General features: G+C 64.6%; 14 protein-coding genes. 7 read left to right on the top strand and 7 right to left on the bottom strand.

Features of this window, described 5'->3' with window-relative positions:
- Positions 1-10: 10 nt before the first annotated feature.
- The 3 genes from AB4Z51_RS22680 to AB4Z51_RS22690 are packed head-to-tail and all read right to left on the bottom strand — an operon-like array spanning position 11 to position 2,788.
- Entirely contained in the window at positions 11-1,384 is a 1,374-nt protein-coding gene (locus AB4Z51_RS22680) for an amidohydrolase family protein (RefSeq protein ID WP_135215845.1), read from the bottom strand.
- 4 nt (positions 1,385-1,388) lie between these two features.
- Entirely contained in the window at positions 1,389-2,468 is a 1,080-nt protein-coding gene (locus tag AB4Z51_RS22685) for a maleylacetate reductase (protein ID WP_135215844.1), read from the bottom strand.
- The gene (locus tag AB4Z51_RS22690) at positions 2,465-2,788 is read right to left on the bottom strand and encodes a Dabb family protein (protein WP_135215843.1); all 324 of its coding nucleotides are present in this window, start codon (positions 2,786-2,788) and stop codon (positions 2,465-2,467) included. The genes AB4Z51_RS22685 and AB4Z51_RS22690 overlap by 4 nt, the downstream gene beginning before the upstream one ends.
- 108 nt (positions 2,789-2,896) lie before the next feature.
- Between AB4Z51_RS22690 and AB4Z51_RS22695 the strand changes: the two genes are divergently transcribed.
- The 5 genes from AB4Z51_RS22695 to AB4Z51_RS22715 all read left to right on the top strand — a co-directional run bounded on the left by AB4Z51_RS22695 (position 2,897) and on the right by AB4Z51_RS22715 (position 9,013).
- On the top strand, positions 2,897-3,820 hold the full coding sequence (locus AB4Z51_RS22695; RefSeq protein ID WP_135215842.1) for a LysR family transcriptional regulator: 924 nt from the start codon (positions 2,897-2,899) through the stop codon (positions 3,818-3,820).
- Positions 3,821-3,833: 13 nt separating this feature from the next.
- Positions 3,834-5,279, top strand: a complete 1,446-nt coding sequence (gene xylB, locus AB4Z51_RS22700; protein ID WP_135215841.1) for a xylulokinase — start codon at positions 3,834-3,836, stop codon at positions 5,277-5,279.
- Between the two features lie 130 nt (positions 5,280-5,409).
- Positions 5,410-6,933: a sugar ABC transporter ATP-binding protein gene (locus AB4Z51_RS22705; RefSeq protein WP_028155725.1), complete on the top strand. Its 1,524-nt coding sequence runs from the start codon at positions 5,410-5,412 to the stop codon at positions 6,931-6,933.
- Positions 6,926-7,963, top strand: a complete 1,038-nt coding sequence (locus AB4Z51_RS22710) for an ABC transporter permease subunit (RefSeq protein ID WP_085403168.1) — start codon at positions 6,926-6,928, stop codon at positions 7,961-7,963. Before AB4Z51_RS22705 ends, AB4Z51_RS22710 begins: the two co-directional genes overlap by 8 nt.
- A 102-nt stretch (positions 7,964-8,065) precedes the next feature.
- Positions 8,066-9,013 (top strand): ABC transporter substrate-binding protein, encoded by a 948-nt coding sequence (locus tag AB4Z51_RS22715; protein WP_135215839.1) that lies wholly within the window; start codon positions 8,066-8,068, stop codon positions 9,011-9,013.
- A 79-nt stretch (positions 9,014-9,092) separates the two neighbouring features.
- Here the strand turns inward: AB4Z51_RS22715 and AB4Z51_RS22720 are convergent, their stop codons facing one another.
- The 3 genes from AB4Z51_RS22720 to AB4Z51_RS22730 form a co-directional block, all read right to left on the bottom strand.
- Entirely contained in the window at positions 9,093-10,628 is a 1,536-nt protein-coding gene (locus tag AB4Z51_RS22720) for a glucosamine inositolphosphorylceramide transferase family protein (RefSeq protein ID WP_441498008.1), read from the bottom strand.
- Positions 10,629-10,657: 29 nt separating this feature from the next.
- Positions 10,658-11,833 carry a glycosyltransferase family 4 protein gene (locus AB4Z51_RS22725; RefSeq protein ID WP_135216543.1) on the bottom strand — a complete coding sequence of 392 codons (1,176 nt, stop codon included), beginning with the start codon at positions 11,831-11,833 and terminating at the stop codon, positions 10,658-10,660.
- A 229-nt stretch (positions 11,834-12,062) separates the two neighbouring features.
- Positions 12,063-13,409 carry a lipopolysaccharide biosynthesis protein gene (locus tag AB4Z51_RS22730; RefSeq protein ID WP_441498009.1) on the bottom strand — a complete coding sequence of 449 codons (1,347 nt, stop codon included), beginning with the start codon at positions 13,407-13,409 and terminating at the stop codon, positions 12,063-12,065.
- Between the two features lie 472 nt (positions 13,410-13,881).
- Here AB4Z51_RS22730 and AB4Z51_RS22735 point away from each other — a divergent pair, with 472 nt between their 5' ends.
- Positions 13,882-15,105, top strand: coding sequence for an FAD-dependent oxidoreductase (locus AB4Z51_RS22735; RefSeq protein ID WP_135216545.1), 1,224 nt, complete (start codon positions 13,882-13,884; stop codon positions 15,103-15,105).
- A gap of 28 nt (positions 15,106-15,133) precedes the next feature.
- On the opposite strand, the gene AB4Z51_RS22740 is transcribed toward AB4Z51_RS22735, so the two are convergent.
- Complete coding sequence (locus AB4Z51_RS22740) at positions 15,134-16,270, bottom strand: GNAT family N-acetyltransferase (protein WP_441498010.1); 1,137 nt, start codon at positions 16,268-16,270, stop codon at positions 15,134-15,136.
- A gap of 230 nt (positions 16,271-16,500) precedes the next feature.
- Between AB4Z51_RS22740 and AB4Z51_RS22745 the strand changes: the two genes are divergently transcribed.
- Positions 16,501-17,787: an O-antigen ligase family protein gene (locus AB4Z51_RS22745; protein ID WP_441498011.1), complete on the top strand. Its 1,287-nt coding sequence runs from the start codon at positions 16,501-16,503 to the stop codon at positions 17,785-17,787.
- Positions 17,788-17,794: the final 7 nt, after the last annotated feature.

Raw genomic sequence — 17,794 nt, forward strand, 5'->3', positions numbered from 1 at the left:
ATCGGCGCCTTCAGGCGGCGCGTCCCTGTCGTTCGATATCCTGCACCAGCCGCCGGCCGGATTGGGCCAGCAGGTCCTTCTTCGTCTCCAGCCCCTCGACCAGCAGCCGGCCGTCCCGCTTCTTCCAGGTACCGCCGATCATGACGGCCTCGATATTGGCAAGGCTCGTCTGCATCACGACGGTCGCGACGGGATCGTGCACCGGGAAGAGGTTGAGATCGGATGCGTTGATGATGACGAGGTCGGCGAGCTTGCCCGGCGTCAGCGAGCCGATCTGGCCCTCGCGGCCGAGCATGCGGGCGCCTTCGGTCGTGATCCAGCGCAGCGCCTCGCGGACGGGGATCGTGGTGGTCGCCGGAATGGTGCCGCTCACTTGACGCGACTCCGCATTGTCGAGCGCCCGCTGCATCGACAGCGCGACGCGGGCGACGGAGAAGAGATCGCCGGCCAGCACGGATTCCAGGTCGATCCCGATGGTCGGGCGCACGCCGCGCTTGAGCAGCCGTCCGGTGATCGGAAAACCGTGGCCCTGGATCATCTCGTTCTCGGGCGTCACCGAGAAGGAGACGCCGAGATCGACCATCTTGTCGAGGAGATCGTCGGGCAGGTCGTTGCCATGGACGATGTTGATGCCGGCGCCGACGAGGCCGGCCTCGATCAGCTTCTCCCAGCCGCCGGGCGTCTTGGCCGGACCGCCGCCCTGATGCATCGAGGCGATCAGCTTGAGCTCGCGCGCCAGGCGGAAATCGTGCATGGCGACGTCGAGCGTCGAATAATGCGGACCCAGAATGGCAAGCCCGAGCGTGACGAGGCCGTCGCGATCGGCGAAGGGACCTGCCAGCAGCCGCTCGACTTCGCTGCGCGGATGCGGAATCTCGGAGAAATGCGGCTCGCCCGGTTTCGGCTCGGGCTTCGGCGAGCCATGGAAGAAGGCGGCGCGGATGCCGCTTTCGATCAGCCCGCGCACGGCAGCGTCGGTATGGTCAGGCGTCGGATTGTTGTGGCACCAATCGACCAGCGTGGTGGTGCCGCAATTGATCTGGTTCAGCGCTCCGACGAGGGTCGCAATGTGGATGTCGTCGGGCCGGAACACGGTCGCGAGCCCGGCATGCATGCGGCGGAAATATTCCAGCAGCGTCCAATTGGCGGCATAGCCGCGCAACGCGGTCTGCCAGGTGTGCATGTGCGCGTTGATCAGGCCGGGGATGACGATGCGCCCGGTGCCGTCCACGATCTCGGTCTCGGAAGCGCCGCTGCCGAGGTCGATCGATGGGCGCACGTCGACGATGCGGCTGCCCTCGACCAGCACATCGCCGGTGCTGAGGTCGCCAATCGCGTCATCCATGCTGATGATGACCGCGGATTTGATCAGCGTGCGCCGCATCGCTTCAGGCCGCCGCTTTGATGGTAACAGGCGGCTCGCCGGCCCAGGCGCGGGCTATCAACTCCCGGATGGCATTGCGCTCGAGCGGGCGCGGATTCCAGTAGGCGTTGGTGACGGCAAGATCAGCCGCCCTGTCGATGCCGCTCTCGGGCATGCCGATGTCGCGCAATGCCAGCTTCGCGCCCAGCCGCTTCGCGAGCTCGTAGAGCCCCTGGGACGCGTCGGCCGCGCCGATCGCGCGCGATATCCGCGCCATGGCATCGGGCACCGCCGGTGCGTTGTAGGCCAGCGCATGCGGCAGCACGATGGTGTGGGTCTCGGCGTGCGGCAGATCGAAGGTACCGCCGAGCGTGTGGCAGAGCTTGTGATGCAGCGCCATGCCGACCGTGCCGAGGCAGACGCCGCAGAGCCAGGCGCCGTAGAGTGCTTCGGTGCGAGCCTCGCGGTCATCGCTTTTGGCCGCAATGGCGGGGAGGGCGCGCGCGATCGCGCGGATGCCTTCTTCCGCCATCAGCGACGTCACGGGATTGGTGTCGCGCGCATAGAGCGCTTCAACGGCATGCGCGATCGCGTTGATGCCGGATGTTGCGGCGAGGCTCGCCGGCAGCGTCAGGGTGAGGTCGACGTCGTAGATCACGGTCTCCGGCAGCACGGCTGCGTCGCGCACCGTGGTCTTCAGGCCGTTCTCGGTCTGGCCGACGATTGGCGTCATCTCCGAGCCGGCATAGGTGGTGGGAATGCAGAGCTGGTTGACGCCTGTGCGCAAGGCCAGCGCCTTGCCGAGGCCGGTGGTCGAGCCGCCGCCGAGCGAGACAACGCAATCGGCCTCGCATGCCTTCATCGCCGCGAGCGCGCGCTCCGTGACCTCGACCGGCGTATGCATGGTCGCGCCGGGAAAGATGCCGGCGTAGAGCGGGCCGAGGGCGGCCCCCAAGCTCTTGCCTTGCGCCTCCTGCTGCGGCGTCGTCAGCACCAGCGCGCGCTTGCCGCCGAGCCGCTCGATCTCGGCCTTGGCCGAGGCCAGCGTTCCGCTGCCGAACACGACGCGGCAGGGCAGGTTTTCAAAGGTGAACGAACCGATCATGCGCCGGTCTCTTTGATGGGATAATCGACCTGGAAGCGTCCGATCCGCAAGTCGCCCAGCGCCTCGCGGACGCGCAAATGTTCGGGGTGGGTGGCATAGGCGGCGAGTGCGGCCTGGTTGGTGAATTCGGAGAACAGCACCACGTCGCAGGCGTAGTCGACATCGCTGACGTCGACGCCCACCTCGATGTGGGTGAGGCCGTCGATCCGGCCCCGCAGTCCCTCGAACAGGGTCTTGACCTTGGAACGGGCCGCGGAACGCTCCGCGGGGGTCTCCCCGCGTAGCCGCCACATCACGATGTGCCTGATCGGGCCCGACATTTCCCAGTTTCCTCACCTGCTATCTTGCTCGTGTTCTGGCCATTTTGACTTGCGGGATGTGGAAATAAAGGTCAATATTTGTAAGTCTCTTTTTCTAAAAGTGGAAAAATGGATCGCCTGCTGCAATTGGAGGTGTTCTCCAAGACGGCCGAGCTCGGCAGCCTGTCAAAAGCCGCCGAGGCCTTGCGCATGTCGAATGCGGCGGCGAGCCGCCATCTCAGCGCGCTCGAGGAGCGCCTTGCGGTCAGGCTGATCGAGCGCAACACACGCAGGCTGTGGTTGACGGAGGCGGGGCAGGAGCTGCTGGAGCGCTCCAGCCGGGTGCTGAGCGAACTGGCGGAGGCCGAGGACATCGTCAGCGATCGCGCGCTGTCGCCGCAGGGCACGCTGCGGGTCACGAGCTCGCTGTCTTTTGCGGTGATCTATCTGGCGCCGATGCTGCCTTCCTTCCGCGCGCGCTATCCGAAGCTCAACATGCAGATCACGACCGCCAACCGCTATCCCGATTTCATCGAGGCCGGCATCGACGTCGCGATCCGGACGCGCGAGCAGGAGCCGGATTCGAACATCATCGTCCGCCGCATCGGCCAGATGCGGCGCGTGCTCGCCGCCGCGCCCTCCTATCTCGCAAGCGCCGGCGAGCCGGAGCAGCCCGCCGATCTCGCGCGCCACAACATGCTGGTCTACAATCTCGCGAACGATCCCTATTCGTTGCGCCTGCGCAAAAGCCATGGCGCGCAGACCGTCCGCATCACGCCGACGCTCGACAGCAATGACGGCCAGGTCATTCGCGGCGCGGCGCTGGCAGGGCTCGGCATCCTCATCCAGCCGCTCTACATCGTTCAAAGCGATATCGCGGCGGGCCGTCTCGTCCCGGTGCTGGTGGATTGGGAGCTGCCACTGCTCACCATGAACATCGCCTACCAGAACCGCGCCGGGCTGCCCGCCAAGATCAGGGCTTTTTCCGACTTCCTCGTCACCCACATCCGCGAGCATTCGGAGCCGGGCATCTGGATGGACGCGGCGAAGTGAGCGGGTAGCAGCCATGTATCTCGGCATCGATCTCGGCACTTCGGCGGTCAAGACCGTTCTCGTCGACGGTGCCCAGCGCGTGATTGCGAGCGAGAGCCGGCCGTTGACGACCGCCTCGCCGCTATCAGGCTATTTCGAGCAGGATCCCGCGCAGTGGATCGATGCAACCTTCGCCACGCTGGATGCCTTGAAGGCGACGCATGCCGGCGCGTTGGCGGCCGTCGAAGGCATTGGACTGTCCGGGCAGATGCATGGCGCCACGCTGCTCGATGCGAGCTCGAGACCGTTGCGGCCCTGCATCCTCTGGAACGACGGACGCTCCGCCGCCGAGTGTCGTGTCCTGGAACGACGCTGGCCCGCCTTGCGTGCGACGTCGGGCAACAAGGCGATGCCGGGATTCACCGCGCCGAAGCTGCTCTGGATCGCGACGCACGAGCCCGAAATCTTTGCGGCGACGAAACTCGTTCTGCTGCCAAAGGCCTATCTGCGCCTGGTGCTGAGCGGCGAGGCCATCGAGGACGTCTCGGATGCATCGGGATCGCTGTGGCTCGACGCCGCGCGCCGGGACTGGTCGGACGCAGCACTGGCAGCGACCGGCCTGTCGCGCGATCACATGCCGCGTCTGGTCGAGGGATGCGCGCCCGCGACCACGCTGCGCGGCGAGCTGGCGCGGCGTTGGGGCATGACCGGACAGCCGGTGATCGCAGGCGGTGCCGGCGACAATCCGGCAGGCGCTGTCGGCATCGGCGCGATCAGGCCGGGAACCGCGTTCGTGTCGCTGGGAACCTCGGGGGCCTTGCTGGCACCGACCAGCAGAATCGCTGCCAACCCGGACCGCGCGGTGCATACGTTCTGCCACGCCATTCCCGACATGTGGATTCAGGCCGGCGCGATCCTCTCGGCCGCATCCTGCCTGGCCTGGATCGCGCGCCTGTTCGGCGCCACCGAGGCCGAGTTGCTGGCGCCGCTTGGATTGCGCCCGCAGGCACCGTCGCCTGTGAGCTTCCTGCCTTATCTGGCGGGTGAGCGGACACCGCACGACGATCCCGCCGTGCGCGGCATGCTGAATGGTTTGAGCCATGGCACCGATCGCGGGTCGATCGTGCAGGCGGTGCTCGAGGGCGTTGCCTTCGCGCTTGCCGATTGCCGCGACGCGCTCGCGGATGCCGGCATTGCGATGACGGAAGCCGACGCCATTGGCGGTGGTTCACGGTCCGGGTTCTGGCTCTCGGTGCTGGCAAACGTGCTGAATGTTCCGGTCCATCGCTTTGCCGGAGGCGAGACCGGCGCGGCGTTCGGTGCGGCGAGATTGGGGCGGCTTGCTGTCACCGGTGAGGCGATCGCCGCCGTGTGCACGCGGCCGCAACGCATTGAGACGTTCGAGCCCGACGCAAGACTGGTCGATGCCTATGCCGAGCGGCTTCCCGCCTGGCGCGAACTGTATCGGCCGCGCCACTAGCACCGCCTCGACGTTGCATTCCCGTCTGTTCGGTATTGCTCTGTGCCGCAGCCTTTTGTTTAATGCGTGAACCGCGCTGACAAAATCATTGAGACGCGGGTAGGAAACGCATTGTGCGTCGGGAGGCACGATGAACGATCCGATCCTGGAGATGCGTGGGGTCTCAAAATCCTTCTTTGGCATCAAGGCGCTGCGTTCCGTCGATCTCACCGTCTATGCCGGCGAAATTCATGCCCTGATGGGTGAGAACGGCGCCGGAAAGTCGACGCTGATGAAGATCTTGTCCGGCGCCTACAGGCCCGATCCCGGCGGCGAGATCCGCATTGAAGGAAGCCCGGTACGGATCGAAGGTCCGCTCGGGGGGCGCGCGGCGGGCATCTCCATCATCTACCAGGAGCTGTCGTTGGCTCCCAATCTCAGTGTTGCCGAGAATATCTATCTCGGCCGGGAGCTGTCGCGAGCAGGCTTGCTGGCACGCGGCGCCATGCGCGAGGGCGTCGGCCCCATCCTGAAACGGCTGGGCGCGGACTTCCTGCCGTCGACGCTGGTGGCGCACCTCTCCATGGGCCAGCGGCAACTGGTCGAGATCGCGCGTGCGCTGCACGTCAGATCAAAAATCCTGATCATGGACGAGCCGACCACCGCGTTGTCGGCCGGCGAGAGCGCGCGGCTGTTCGCGCTGATCCGCCAGCTTCGCGCCGAGGGGCTTGCCATCATCTACATCTCGCATCGCATGGACGAGGTCTACGCGCTCGGCGACCGCGTCACCGTGCTGCGCGACGGCCGGCTGGTCGGGGCGCTCGACAAGCAGGACATCCGCGCCGACACCATCGTTCGGCTAATGGTCGGGCGTGACGTCTCCTCGTTCTACAAGAAGGATCATGATCCGGAGGCGGGGCGGGGGCATCCCGTGCTCGCAGCGATCGACATGGCCGATGGCCGGCGCGTCAAGGGCTGCTCGCTGACCGTGCATGCGGGCGAGGTGGTCGGCCTCGCCGGCCTGATCGGCGCGGGTCGCACCGAGCTTGCGCATCTCATCATTGGCGCGGCGCCCAGGACCTCCGGCCGTGTCGAGCTGGAAGGACGCCCGGTCGATATCCGCACGCCGGGTGAGGCGCTCGACATCGGCGTCGCCTATCTGACCGAGGACCGCAAGGCGCTCGGCCTGTTCCTGGACATGTCATGCCTGGACAACATCAACCTCGCGGTGCTCGGCCGGGATGCCCGGATCGGTTACATCCTCGACCGCGACAAGGCCCGCGACCGTGCCAACAGGGCGTTCGCAGCGCTCGGCATTCGTGCCGCCGATATCAACGTCACCGTCGGCGCATTGTCCGGCGGCAACCAGCAGAAGGTGCTGCTGTCGCGCCTGCTTGCGACCACGCCAAAGGTCCTGATCCTCGATGAGCCGACGCGCGGCGTGGATGTCGGCGCCAAGTCCGAGATCTATTCGATCATCGACAATCTTGCCAAATCCGGCACCGCGATCCTCGTCATYTCGTCCGATCTGCCCGAGATCATCGGCATCTGCGACCGCGTGGTCGTCATGCGGGCGGGGCATATCGCCGGTGAAATCGAGCGTGGCGCGACGTCGCCCCTGAACCAGGAAGACATCATGGCGCTCGCCACGGGGATGGAGCAACTCGATGCATGACGGCTCTCCAAAAACGGACACCGCCGCCGCCGCGGGCCTCGCGGCCGCGCAGGAGACGAAGCGTCAGCGTATAAGGCTTCTGATCCGCGCCGCCGGTATGCTGCCGGTGTTGTTGATCTTGTGCGGCGGCTTCCATTTTCTGTCGGAGGGCCGCTTCTTCACCGGACAGAATCTCGGCATCGTGTTGCAGCAGGCCGCAGTGAACACCGTGCTCGCCGCAGGCATGACTTTCGTCATCCTCACCGGCGGCATCGACCTCTCGGTCGGCTCGATCCTGGCGGCGTCCGCGATGGCCGGGTTGACGCTCTCCAAGCTGCCGGAGCTCGGGATGCTGTGGCTGCCGGCCGCGCTGCTCACCGGCCTCGGCTTCGGCGTCATCAACGGCGCGCTGATTGCACTCCTCCGCCTGCCGCCTTTCATCGTCACGCTCGGCTCTCTCACCGCCGTACGCGGCCTGGCGCGACTGCTCGGGGCCGACACCACCGTCTTCAATCCTTCCATTCCCTACGCCTTCATCGGCAATGGCTCGCTGACGCTCGTTCCCGGCGTCGCGTCGATCCCGTGGCTCTCGGTGATCGCCTTGCTCGTCATCCTCGTCTCGTGGCTGGTGCTGCGCCGGACGGTGCTCGGCGTGCACATCTATGCGGTGGGCGGCAATGAAAGCGCGGCGCGGCTTGCCGGCATCAAGGTCTGGGCCGTGCTGATCTTCGTCTACGGCATCTCGGGACTCTTCGCCGGGCTCGGCGGCGCCATGCAGGCGGCGCGGCTCTATGCGGCCAACGGTCTCCAGCTCGGTCAGTCCTATGAGCTCGATGCGATCACCGCCGTGATCCTGGGCGGCACCTCGTTCGTCGGCGGCATCGGCTCGATCTGGGGCACGCTGGTCGGCGCGCTGATCATCGCCGTCCTGTCGAACGGCCTGATCCTCGTCGGCGTCTCGGACATCTGGCAATATGTGATCAAGGGCCTGGTGATCATCGGCGCCGTGGCGCTGGACCGCTACCGGCTGCAGGGCTCCGCCAGAACCTGAATGGGTTCGGCGCGCACCTGAGTGCGCATGGTGTGATGCGAATTTCCGCTGCGGCAACTGGTCTGCCGTGCCGGATAAGAATACAGACCAGGGAGGAAGCCAATGTTGAAGACGATCACGCTCGCCGGCGCCGCGATGGCGCTTGCCCTAAGCACCGCGCCATCCTTCGCCAAGGAACTCAAGTCGATCGGCGTCTCGCTGGGGTCGATGGGTAATCCGTTCTTCGTCGCGCTGTCGAAGGGCGCCGAGTTCGAGGCCAGGAAGACCAATCCCAATGTGAAGATCACGACGGTCGGCTTCGAATACGACCTCGGCAAGCAGGTTACCCAGATCGACAATTTCATTGCCGCCGGCGTCGACCTGATCCTGTTGAACCCCGGCGATCCCAAGGCGATCGGGCCGGCGATCAAGAAGGCGCAGGCGGCGGGCATCGTGGTCGTCGCGGTCGACACCGCGGCCGAAGGCGCCGACGCCACCATAACCACGAACAACGTGCAGGCCGGTGAGATCTCATGCCAGTACATCGTCGACAAGCTGGGGGGCAAGGGCGACGTCATCATCGAGAACGGGCCGCAGGTCTCGGCCGTGATCGACCGCGTCGTCGGCTGCAAGAACGTTCTCTCGAAGAATCCCGGGATCAAGGTGTTGTCCAGCGACCAGGACGGCAAAGGCTCGCGTGAAGGCGGTCTCACCATCGCGCAGGGCTATCTGACGCGCTTTTCCAAGATCGACGCCATCTTCGCTATCAACGATCCGCAGGCGATCGGCACCGATCTCGCGGCGCGCCAGCAAGGCCGCAGCGGCATTGTCATCACCGCGGTCGATGGCGCGCCCGACATCGAGGCCGCGCTGAAGGATCCGGCGGCGCCGCAGGTCCAGGCGTCCGCTTCGCAGGACCCGTTCTTCATGGCGCGGCGCGCGGTGCAGGTGGGCGTCGGCATTCTCAATGGCCAGAAGCCGGCCTCGACCGTCGAGCTCCTGCCCTCGAAGCTCGTGACCCGGGACAACGTCGCCGAGTACAAGGGCTGGACCTCGGATCGTTCTCAGTAGAACGCCGCCTGCTGCGGGAGCGGTCGGAACACGAGATGACGGGCGGCGTTGTGATCCACGCCGTCCGTCGTGCCACGCGCTAGCAGGCGGTGTGGGGGCTGGTTCGCGGGGGCAAGACGACCGATGGAAATTTGCTTGCGAAGGCGCGGGTCTTGGGTTGAACGCGCGATCCGTCGATCACCTCGAGCCGGCCGCAGCGGTTCAGCGTGTGCAGCTTTCTGCCGGGCCATGCCGGTCCGGGTCTGAGGGAGTGGCGCACGACCTGCTTGAACGTCGTCGGAGACAGTTCGATCACTTCCGCGAGGCCGAGCGCGGCGCCATATCCGTCGGCGCAATCCTGCACCGGCCGCCACAATTTGCCATCGATGGTGACGAAATTCCCCGCGGGTCGCGTACTTGCGCGATCGATCAGGACGGGGTTGCTGGCATGGGGCAACCAGGGGCCGAGCAGGTGCTCGGCGCAATAGATCGCAAGCGAATCCGAATAGCCGCCGGTTCCGTCTCGCCAGGCTCCGAACAAATAGTTCAGACCGTTGTGCTGCGTGATGGTCACATCGGCCAGTTCGAGGCCCGAGAGCAACGTGGCGTGTCGCTCCCATTTGTCCGGAAACCGAATGCATTTGTAGAGCGCGACGTCCCCGTGGAGCGAGCTCTCCGGGATCATCCACAACTCGCCATTGTCCTCGATCAGGAACGGATAGGACAGGTGCCAGGCCTCCTCCAGCACGGGCACGACCTCTCCGACCGGGCCGGCGTCGCCGAACTCGACGGCCGAAATGATGCCTTTTCCAACCCGATGATCGAGATCTTCGAAGTAGACGAATGTTCGTCCCTGCCATGTGATCGGGAAGGGATCGGCGTAGAAATGATTTCCGGGATCGGCGAGAACGTTCCAGCGAGGCCCGGAGAGATCTCCCGTCTGCCAGACACCCGCGCCATCATTGAAGCGCCATCCGACATGCCAATGCGGCGCATAGCAGCAGAGGCGGTAGATCTCCTTGGCGATCGATACGGCGAGGCCGCGCACGACATAGGCCGCCGGCGGCAGGCCGTTGCCGGCTCGGGCCCGGCGTGCCAGCTGAGGCACGATACGCGGCCGTCCCGACAGGATGGCCGCCACCATGGTCAGGGTTCGCGCCATGACCGTTTCGAGTCCACCGCTCAAACCGGCCGCGATCTCTGCGGAGGGATGGCCGCGATCGAGCACCGCGCCGTCGACCTCRTTGACGATCTCGATCACGGGCAGGTCGCCGGCGAGAATCGCCGCGAGTGCCGCGTTTTCACCTGCAGTTCCGTTGAACTGCGGGCGGAGATACAGCCGGGCCGAACAGTCCGGATCGCGCGCGGCGCTCGTGAAATCGACGATCACATCGGCCGTGCCGGTGCGGGCCTGCGTCTGTTCCGGATCGATCTTCAGCCCGTCGGCGCCGCTGTGCCTGCCTTTACGCAGCACCACGCGCTCGAGCTCGAACAGGGCGTCGAGCCCCGCGGGCCGTGGCTCCGCCGTTGCAGTCAACGCGATTTGAACCGGAACGTCCCGGCCGTCGATCGACAGCGTCTGGCGGTGCATCCACCGCCGCGCATGGTCACGTTCGCAGCGAAACTCGATGATCATGTCGAGCCAACCTATTCCAACGCATCGGTTCAGACGACCCGGTTGAGGATTTGAACGTATTCCTCAACCATCGCATCGACCGAATAGCGCAACCTCAGGCCTTTGGCGTTCTCTTGCAGTTCGTCGCTCAGTGCTTGGTCGGTCAGAAGTCTGGAGACGGCAGCCGACAGCTTCGCTTGATCTGAAGCATCGACAAAGAGGGCAGTGGGCTTTCCTTCGAAAGACAGCACCTCGCGCAGCACGGGAAGATCGGTGACGACCGAGGGAACGCCGGCGTTGGCGGCTTCGACGGCGGCAAGGCCAAAGGTCTCGGCCTGCGTCGGAAACACGAATATGTCGAGACAGGCGAGAAAATCCGCGATCTGGCGTGGCGCGATTTCACCGAGCAGATGCAATCGGTCCGAGACCTTCAGCTCGTCCGCGAGCTGCCGCAGTCGCGCCTCATCGGCGCCCTGGCCGGCGAGTGCAAGGTGCCACGACGGCTCGTCCGGCAAGAGGCGTATCGCCGCATCGAGCCGCTTGTGCGGATGCAGCCTCGCCGCGCAGCCGAGCAGGACGCGGTCCGGCGGCAGGTTGAATTTCTGTCGTGCGGCGCCCTTCGGCAGGATGAGGGCCTTGTCCTCGAAGCCGTGCGGGACATGCACCATGCGCGACCGGTAGGCCTGAGGGTAGCGCGAATACTCGCGCTCCATGTCCTTTGAGTTCAGCGTGATGCGGTCGAAGAAGCCGACGCTGCCCATGACGATGTCGGCCGTGCGGATCGGCCAGCTCATCGACAGCGCGGATGAAACCTGGTTGGCGACGACAGGGGCGCGGCTGACGAGGCGCGTCACGCCCGCGCCGATGACGTTGCCGAAATGCTGGAAGGTCAGGACGGCGTCGGGCCGCGTGGCTCTGATATGACCGCCAAGCGTCCACAGCATCCGCAGCAGCGCAACCGGATTGCTCGGCCGGCTCGATGCGCAATAGAACGTCTCGGGCGGCTCGTCGAACGAATCCGATTTGCGGAAGAAAAACAGGTTGGAGACGCGATGGCCGCGCGCGGAGAGGCCGGCGCCGAGAAGCCTGGAGATCTCCTGCGCGCCCGCGTTCTCGGCCTGGGTCTGTACGAGAAGGACATGCAGCTTTCGTTCGCTGCCGTTCAGCCGCGCCAGTTCTGTCGCGGTCGTCTCGCCCAATTCCTTGTTCGGCTGGTAATGGAGCACGGATCCCGACCGCTAAAGAAACGAAATCTTCACCTTCTTAACCCCGTACCTATCATGCAGGCATCGGGCAGACACCGACTAGCAACAAACGGAGTTAATGCGCGAGCCGCCGATTGCCGCGTTCTCGCGGGAATTCTGCCGATTCCCGGATGGTGCGCAGCGAGCGCGTTAACCAACGGGACCTGCACGCGCCGTCGCGGATCAACCAAGCCGATCGTACGGCTGACGCCTATTCGGCGGAGTCGGCGCCGCGAACCGCATAGCGGCCGCGCCGCCACGCCGAGAAGCGCAACAGCACGAGAACCGAAGGATCGACCCCGGTTCGCCGGCGGCACAAGATATTGAGCGCGATGGTCGTGAGCGCCAGCGACACCGTGGCGGCAATCGCCGCGCCAAGCACGCCGAGCCAGGGGATCAGGACGAGGAATCCGACCAGTCTCAATGCGACATTTGCGGCGACGACGGGGACGTAGATGCGTTCATGGCCGGTCAATTGCAGGATCGCCGCCGACGGACCGCCCGCGGCCTGGATGGCCGTTCCGATCGCCAGCACGATCAGCACCGAGTGCTGCTCGGTGAAATGAGGCCCGAACAGGTTGAGGAGATAGGGGCCGCCGATCCAGATCATGGCGAGCCCCGCGACCACGCAAAGCGCGGTCACTTCCGCCATGAGCTGCAGCGTCCGCTCGAATTCCTGGTGATTTTTGCTGAAGTAGAGCGAAGGAAGCCGGCGCGCGCCGAACGAGTACAGCGCGGCGGAGAGCATGGCGAAGATGTTGGCGAGGCGTGACGCCGCGAAGTAGATGCCGGCGGTCGCCGGATCCAGCATCCAGTAGACCAGAATGACGTCGAAATACTGGTTCGCGACTTCAAGGATGGACGCAAGCCAGAAATGCAGCGCGCTCGATCGCCAGCGCGATGCTTCGGAATTCGCTGCTGTCGTGCGCAAATCCGGCAGCACCCGTACAATCGCAATGATCTGTGCGACGAGGCCCACCGACATCGCAATCGTCATTGCGGCGATCAGCTCGGCGGGATCGAGCTGCCGATGCCCGAACAGCATGGCGWGCAGAAACAGCACGACGAAAACCCGCCAGAAGAACTCGCGGTTGCCTTCGCCCATGATAATGCTGACCAGCGAGCGCGCGATCTGGCTGCCGAGCATCAATCCGGCACTCACGGCGGTGTAGGCCGAGACGGCGAGGATCAGCAGCCACAAATCCCCTCTGAAATGCGCAACCAACGCAACCGCGGCGATCGCGATCAGCATCGCGACGGCGGAATTCCTGAAGCTGGAGAGCAGGAGGCCCTTGGTGAGGTCGGGCCTGTCGCCGACCTCATACTCGTTCAGGAATYGCACCAGCAATGCTTCCTGACCGACCAGTCCTACGACTGCGGCGATCTGGGCAACCGAAAGCCAGGTCGCAAAGATACCGAATCCATCGGGCGTCATCGTTCGCGCGGCCAGCGAGAACAACGCAAACGCGAGCGCGCCGCTGCCAACCTTCAGAAGGATGGTCCCGACGACACCGCGCGTGACGTCACGCCGCAGAAATTGAACAATGGAATCGATCATCGAAGATGCGGAGCGTTCCCCGAAGATGGGCGTTGCAAGGACGGCGAGAGCCTAGCATGCCGGAAAAATGCGAGTGTTAATGCGCGGTCTTGAGGTCCCGTCGTCTGTCGTCGACGAAGGTCGTACGCCGCTGCTTCACTGCGGAACAGCCGCGTCCCCGATGTGCCAGATTGACCGGGCACCGGCTCGATCGAAAAGCGGCGCGATGTCGTGCCGGTGCAAGATGCGGGGCGAAGCCGGCCGGCCTGCGGCTGTTCGAGCATTGGAATGGCCTCTCTGGAACGAATTCGGACGCTTGGTCTGACGAGACAGCAGTATTTCGAGGTCGTTCTGAGCAAGGCGCGTGCCGGGACGGATGTGTCCGGCGACCCGTTAACCTCAATCGCCGGAAATGATCGCGTTTGGCTCTGCGATACGACATCAGGCGAGGGAATTGCACATGGAACCACCGTTAACCGTGGAGCCCTAAACCATGACGACGGATAGACCCGTGACCGAGCCGAGCGATGCAGCTGCGACTGCGGCCATCGTCGCAGACATCGCGATCGTCGGTGGCGGCCTTGCGGGATCGCTCGCCGCGTCCGTGCTTGCGCGGGCGGGGCATCGCGTCGCACTCGTCGACAAGCGCGCGGTGCATCCGGACGAATTCCGGGTCGAGAAGCTCGGTGGCCAGCAGCTCGAGATGTTCCGCAGGCTGGGCTTCCTCCATGCGCTCGAGAACGTCGCCTGCCGGTATGACCGGGTGCTCAATATCCGGGAGGGCAAGGTCGTCGATGTCAGCGTCGGCCAGGCTTACGGGTTTTCCTATGCCGGCCTCGTTGCGATGGCGCGCAGCCAGCTGCCTGATCCGTCCAATCTGATCGTCGACGAAGTCATCGCAATCAGCCCCAGCAATGATGTCCAGCATATCGAGCTTGCGTCCGGACGACGCCTTGAGGCGCGGCTCGTCGTGCTCGCCACGGGCATGGCGGGAGCTCTCGGCTACAAGCTCGGCATCAAGCGGCGCGTGCTGGCCGAGCGCCATTCGGTGTCGTTCGGCTTCACGATCGCCCGCCGCGATGGCACGCCGTTCGATTTCGAGGCGCTGACCTGTTACGGCGAGCGCACCACTGACGGCATCGACTATCTCAGCCTGTTCCCGGTGCCATCAGGTATGCGGGCCAATCTGTTCATGTTCCGCGACCCGACCGATCCGATCATGCGCGAGCTGCGCCGCGAACCGGAAGCGACCGTCCCGCGGCTGCTGCCGGGACTGCGGCCTTACCTCGGCGACTTCCACGTGACCGACAGGGTGCAGAACTGGGTGATGGATCTGACCGTGGTGGAGGGACACCTTCAGCCCGGAATCGTCCTCATCGGCGATGCGTTCCAGACCAATTGTCCCGCCGCCGGCACGGGCGTCGCCCGCCTGCTGGTGGACGTCGATCGCCTTTGCACGGAGTACGCGCCGCGCTGGCTCGCAAGCGCCGGCATGGGCACGGAGAAGATTTCGCAGTTCTATTCCGATCCCGACAAGCTCGCGGCAGACCAGCGGTCGCTGAAAATGGCGCGCTTCCGTCAGGCCCTGACGTCCCGCAACGATATCGAATGGGATGTGCGGCGGCGGTTGCACTTCCTGCGGCGCAGTCTCACGCATCGTGTCGATCAGATGCATCCGGGCTGGCTCGGACGCGTCCGCGGCGCGCTCCGCGCGTGAGCTCTGCGCTCCCTCGCTTGCGCTTCGGCTAGCGCGTGGGCGTCGGGGTGCGGGCCGGCAGGAGCCTGAAATCGGACAGCCGCTTGGCCGCCAGTTTGAGCCAGGGAGCCTGCTTCAGCGCGAACAGGCTGATGGCGCCCGCGGTGCTGCCGGCCTGCGTGACCATCCACATCGGCGAAGGCTGGCCGCCGAACAATTTCTTGTACGGCTCGTCGCCGATCGTGAAGTCGAGCATCTGATCGCCGCGCTCGATGCAATCCCGCGCCACTTGCTCGAACATCAGAGAGCCCAGGGATTGGCTCTTGTAGCCGTCGATATCGAAGGCGCTCATGATGACGAGGAAGCTGCCGCGATGGCGCAGTCCGAGCACGGCGGCGATCACGCCGCCGTCCATCTTCATGGCGTAGAGTCGGACGAACGAGCCGAGACCGCGGGCCGCCACGTCAGAATAGAAGCTGTAATATTCGGGGCGCTGGAGCAGGTCGCCGTCGCCCTGGGCGTGAAAGCGCGGGCCGCGATATTGCTTCATCGCGTCCATCGCCTCGGAGATCGAGGCGCTGTCGTCGCAGCATGAGAAGCTCAATGCTCCCTTCTTCTGGAGCTGGCGATATTTCTTGGCGAGCTCCTTCTGATAGGAGCGATCCAGCGCGCTGGCACGCCATTGCTCGAACGGGGCGACGAGAACGGTCGCGTAGGCGTTCGTCTCCATCGAGACGCGGCGTGGCGCGCCGAGTAAGCTCTCGATCGGAAGCCGTCCGTCGGGCAGCTTGGTCATGCGGAGCAGATCGAACGGGCGGACGAGGCGCCGGATCTCTGCGCAGGCCGCTTCGTCCTCCAGCAGGCTGGAAAACACCTCGGGACTGCAGACCGGCGCCAGATAGTCGGATACGCGCAGATCGGCGAATTCGATGGTGCGGATCGGGCCGCGGCGGATTCGGAGCAGGGGCAGCACCATCGCCAGTGCCCCCGGCGTACGGCGGCGGACCACGACGACCAGCGGCGTCGCGCCTGCATGGGATGCGAGCCTGGCGTAGAGGCTGTCCAGCCAGAGCGGATGCTGAAACGCGGTCGCGGCAGAGCTGTCGAAAAGCGCCGCGTATTCCGAAGACAGGAAGTCGAACGCCTGCTCGATGGCGATATCGAATGTATTGCTCGGCTTATTCATGCGTGACCACGGAAACCAGATAATCCGGAGAAGTCGATCGAGCCGGATCCCACGCTTGTATAGCAGGGTCGTGACGGCCGAGGCACCAGCGGGGTGCGATTTGCATTAACGCATCGAGCAGGGGCCGTATCGTTATCAATCCCCGAAGTTTCGAGATTTCGTGGTGCCGGGGCCCGGGAGATCAACCCGCAGTAGTAGATAATTAACCAAGCTTAAGGGAAAGTCACCGCATGACCATCCTGCAGACCGAGAGAGACTCCGAGGCACTCACGAGCGCGATCTGGAAGACGCGCAGTGCCGGCGTCGAGAAGATCGCCAGGCTCGCCATCTGCGTATCGATCACCGTCAATGTCGTCGCGTCGATGGGGACATTCAATACGGCGATACTGCCGGCGGGACTGACTTATCTGCAACAGGCGGTCGCTCTGCTGATGTGGAGCGTCCTGATCTACGCAAGCGCGTTCGTGCGCCCGCGTCTGCAGCTGGCGTTCAATCCTGATCTGATCGCGCTCCTCGCATTCTACGCGCTGGCGGTCGTCTCGGTGTTGTGGACCACTCTGAATGCCGCAGCCATCATGAAGAGCGCCGCTCTTGCAATGACGACGTTTGGCGCGTTCTGCATGATCACGCGGATCGATATCGACGATGTCGTGAAGGCGACGTCCTCCGGGCTCTTCATATTGGTCGCCGCATCGGCGCTTTGCGCGCTCGCCGTGCCCGATATCGGGATAGATCATAGCTGGATGCACAATGGTCAATGGCAGGGCGTCTATGAATCGAAGCAGACGCTGGGCTTTGTCGGCGCGTATCTGATGTTCTTCTCCTGCTACCGGAAGATGACGGGGCAGGGGTGGTTGGCGTTCCTCGTCGCGTTCCTGCTGGCGTCGACCTGCGTCCTCGCGTCGGAATCGCGCGGCGCCGGTGCTGTCGCCCTGGCGGCTTGTGCGCTGCTCGTGACGTCGATGTGGTCGGTCGGCTGCATGAGGCTCTATGCGATCCTGCCGTTCRTCATGTGCGTTATGGCCGGCTTCCTGATCGTCTATTTTTATGCGACGGGATACGACGCCATCCACATTGGCGATGCGACCGTCAACTTCACCGAGCGGACCTTCATCTGGCACTACGCGATAAGCCATTTCGACGATGCGCCGCTGCTCGGCTTCGGAATCAACGGTTTCTGGACGATCCCGTCGATCTACGATTATTTCGAGCAGAACCACGGTTGGGTGCTCGACAACTATCATAGCGGTTATATCGCGATCCTGATGGAAACAGGATTTCTGGGCTACGTGCTTTTCGCAGCGAGTGTTCTTCTGTTCTCGAACAAGGTTCTCTATTTGATTTCTGCACGATCGATCCACCGGGCGCACTGTGCCCTCATCATCGGATTTGTCGCCCTCAGCTTTCAGACCAATTTCACCGAGACGACGTTCCTTCGCTCGACCATGTTCACGTCGGTGCTCCTCGTGGCGTTCCTCCTTGCAACGTGCAGGCCGGTGCCGGAGACCGATTTCTAACCCTTAC

The sequence above is a fragment of the Bradyrhizobium sp. 2TAF36 genome (assembly GCF_052114925.1).
Lineage (GTDB): Bacteria > Pseudomonadota > Alphaproteobacteria > Rhizobiales > Xanthobacteraceae > Bradyrhizobium > Bradyrhizobium barranii.

Coding starts and splice junctions, on each gene's coding strand:
- AB4Z51_RS22680 (WP_135215845.1), bottom strand. CDS start 1,384: ATGCGGCGCACGCTGATCAAATCCGCGGTCATCATCAGCATGGATGAC.
- AB4Z51_RS22685 (WP_135215844.1), bottom strand. CDS start 2,468: ATGATCGGTTCGTTCACCTTTGAAAACCTGCCCTGCCGCGTCGTGTTC.
- AB4Z51_RS22690 (WP_135215843.1), bottom strand. CDS start 2,788: ATGTCGGGCCCGATCAGGCACATCGTGATGTGGCGGCTACGCGGGGAG.
- AB4Z51_RS22695 (WP_135215842.1), top strand. CDS start 2,897: ATGGATCGCCTGCTGCAATTGGAGGTGTTCTCCAAGACGGCCGAGCTC.
- xylB (WP_135215841.1), top strand. CDS start 3,834: ATGTATCTCGGCATCGATCTCGGCACTTCGGCGGTCAAGACCGTTCTC.
- AB4Z51_RS22710 (WP_085403168.1), top strand. CDS start 6,926: ATGCATGACGGCTCTCCAAAAACGGACACCGCCGCCGCCGCGGGCCTC.
- AB4Z51_RS22715 (WP_135215839.1), top strand. CDS start 8,066: ATGTTGAAGACGATCACGCTCGCCGGCGCCGCGATGGCGCTTGCCCTA.
- AB4Z51_RS22735 (WP_135216545.1), top strand. CDS start 13,882: ATGACGACGGATAGACCCGTGACCGAGCCGAGCGATGCAGCTGCGACT.
- AB4Z51_RS22740 (WP_441498010.1), bottom strand. CDS start 16,270: ATGAATAAGCCGAGCAATACATTCGATATCGCCATCGAGCAGGCGTTC.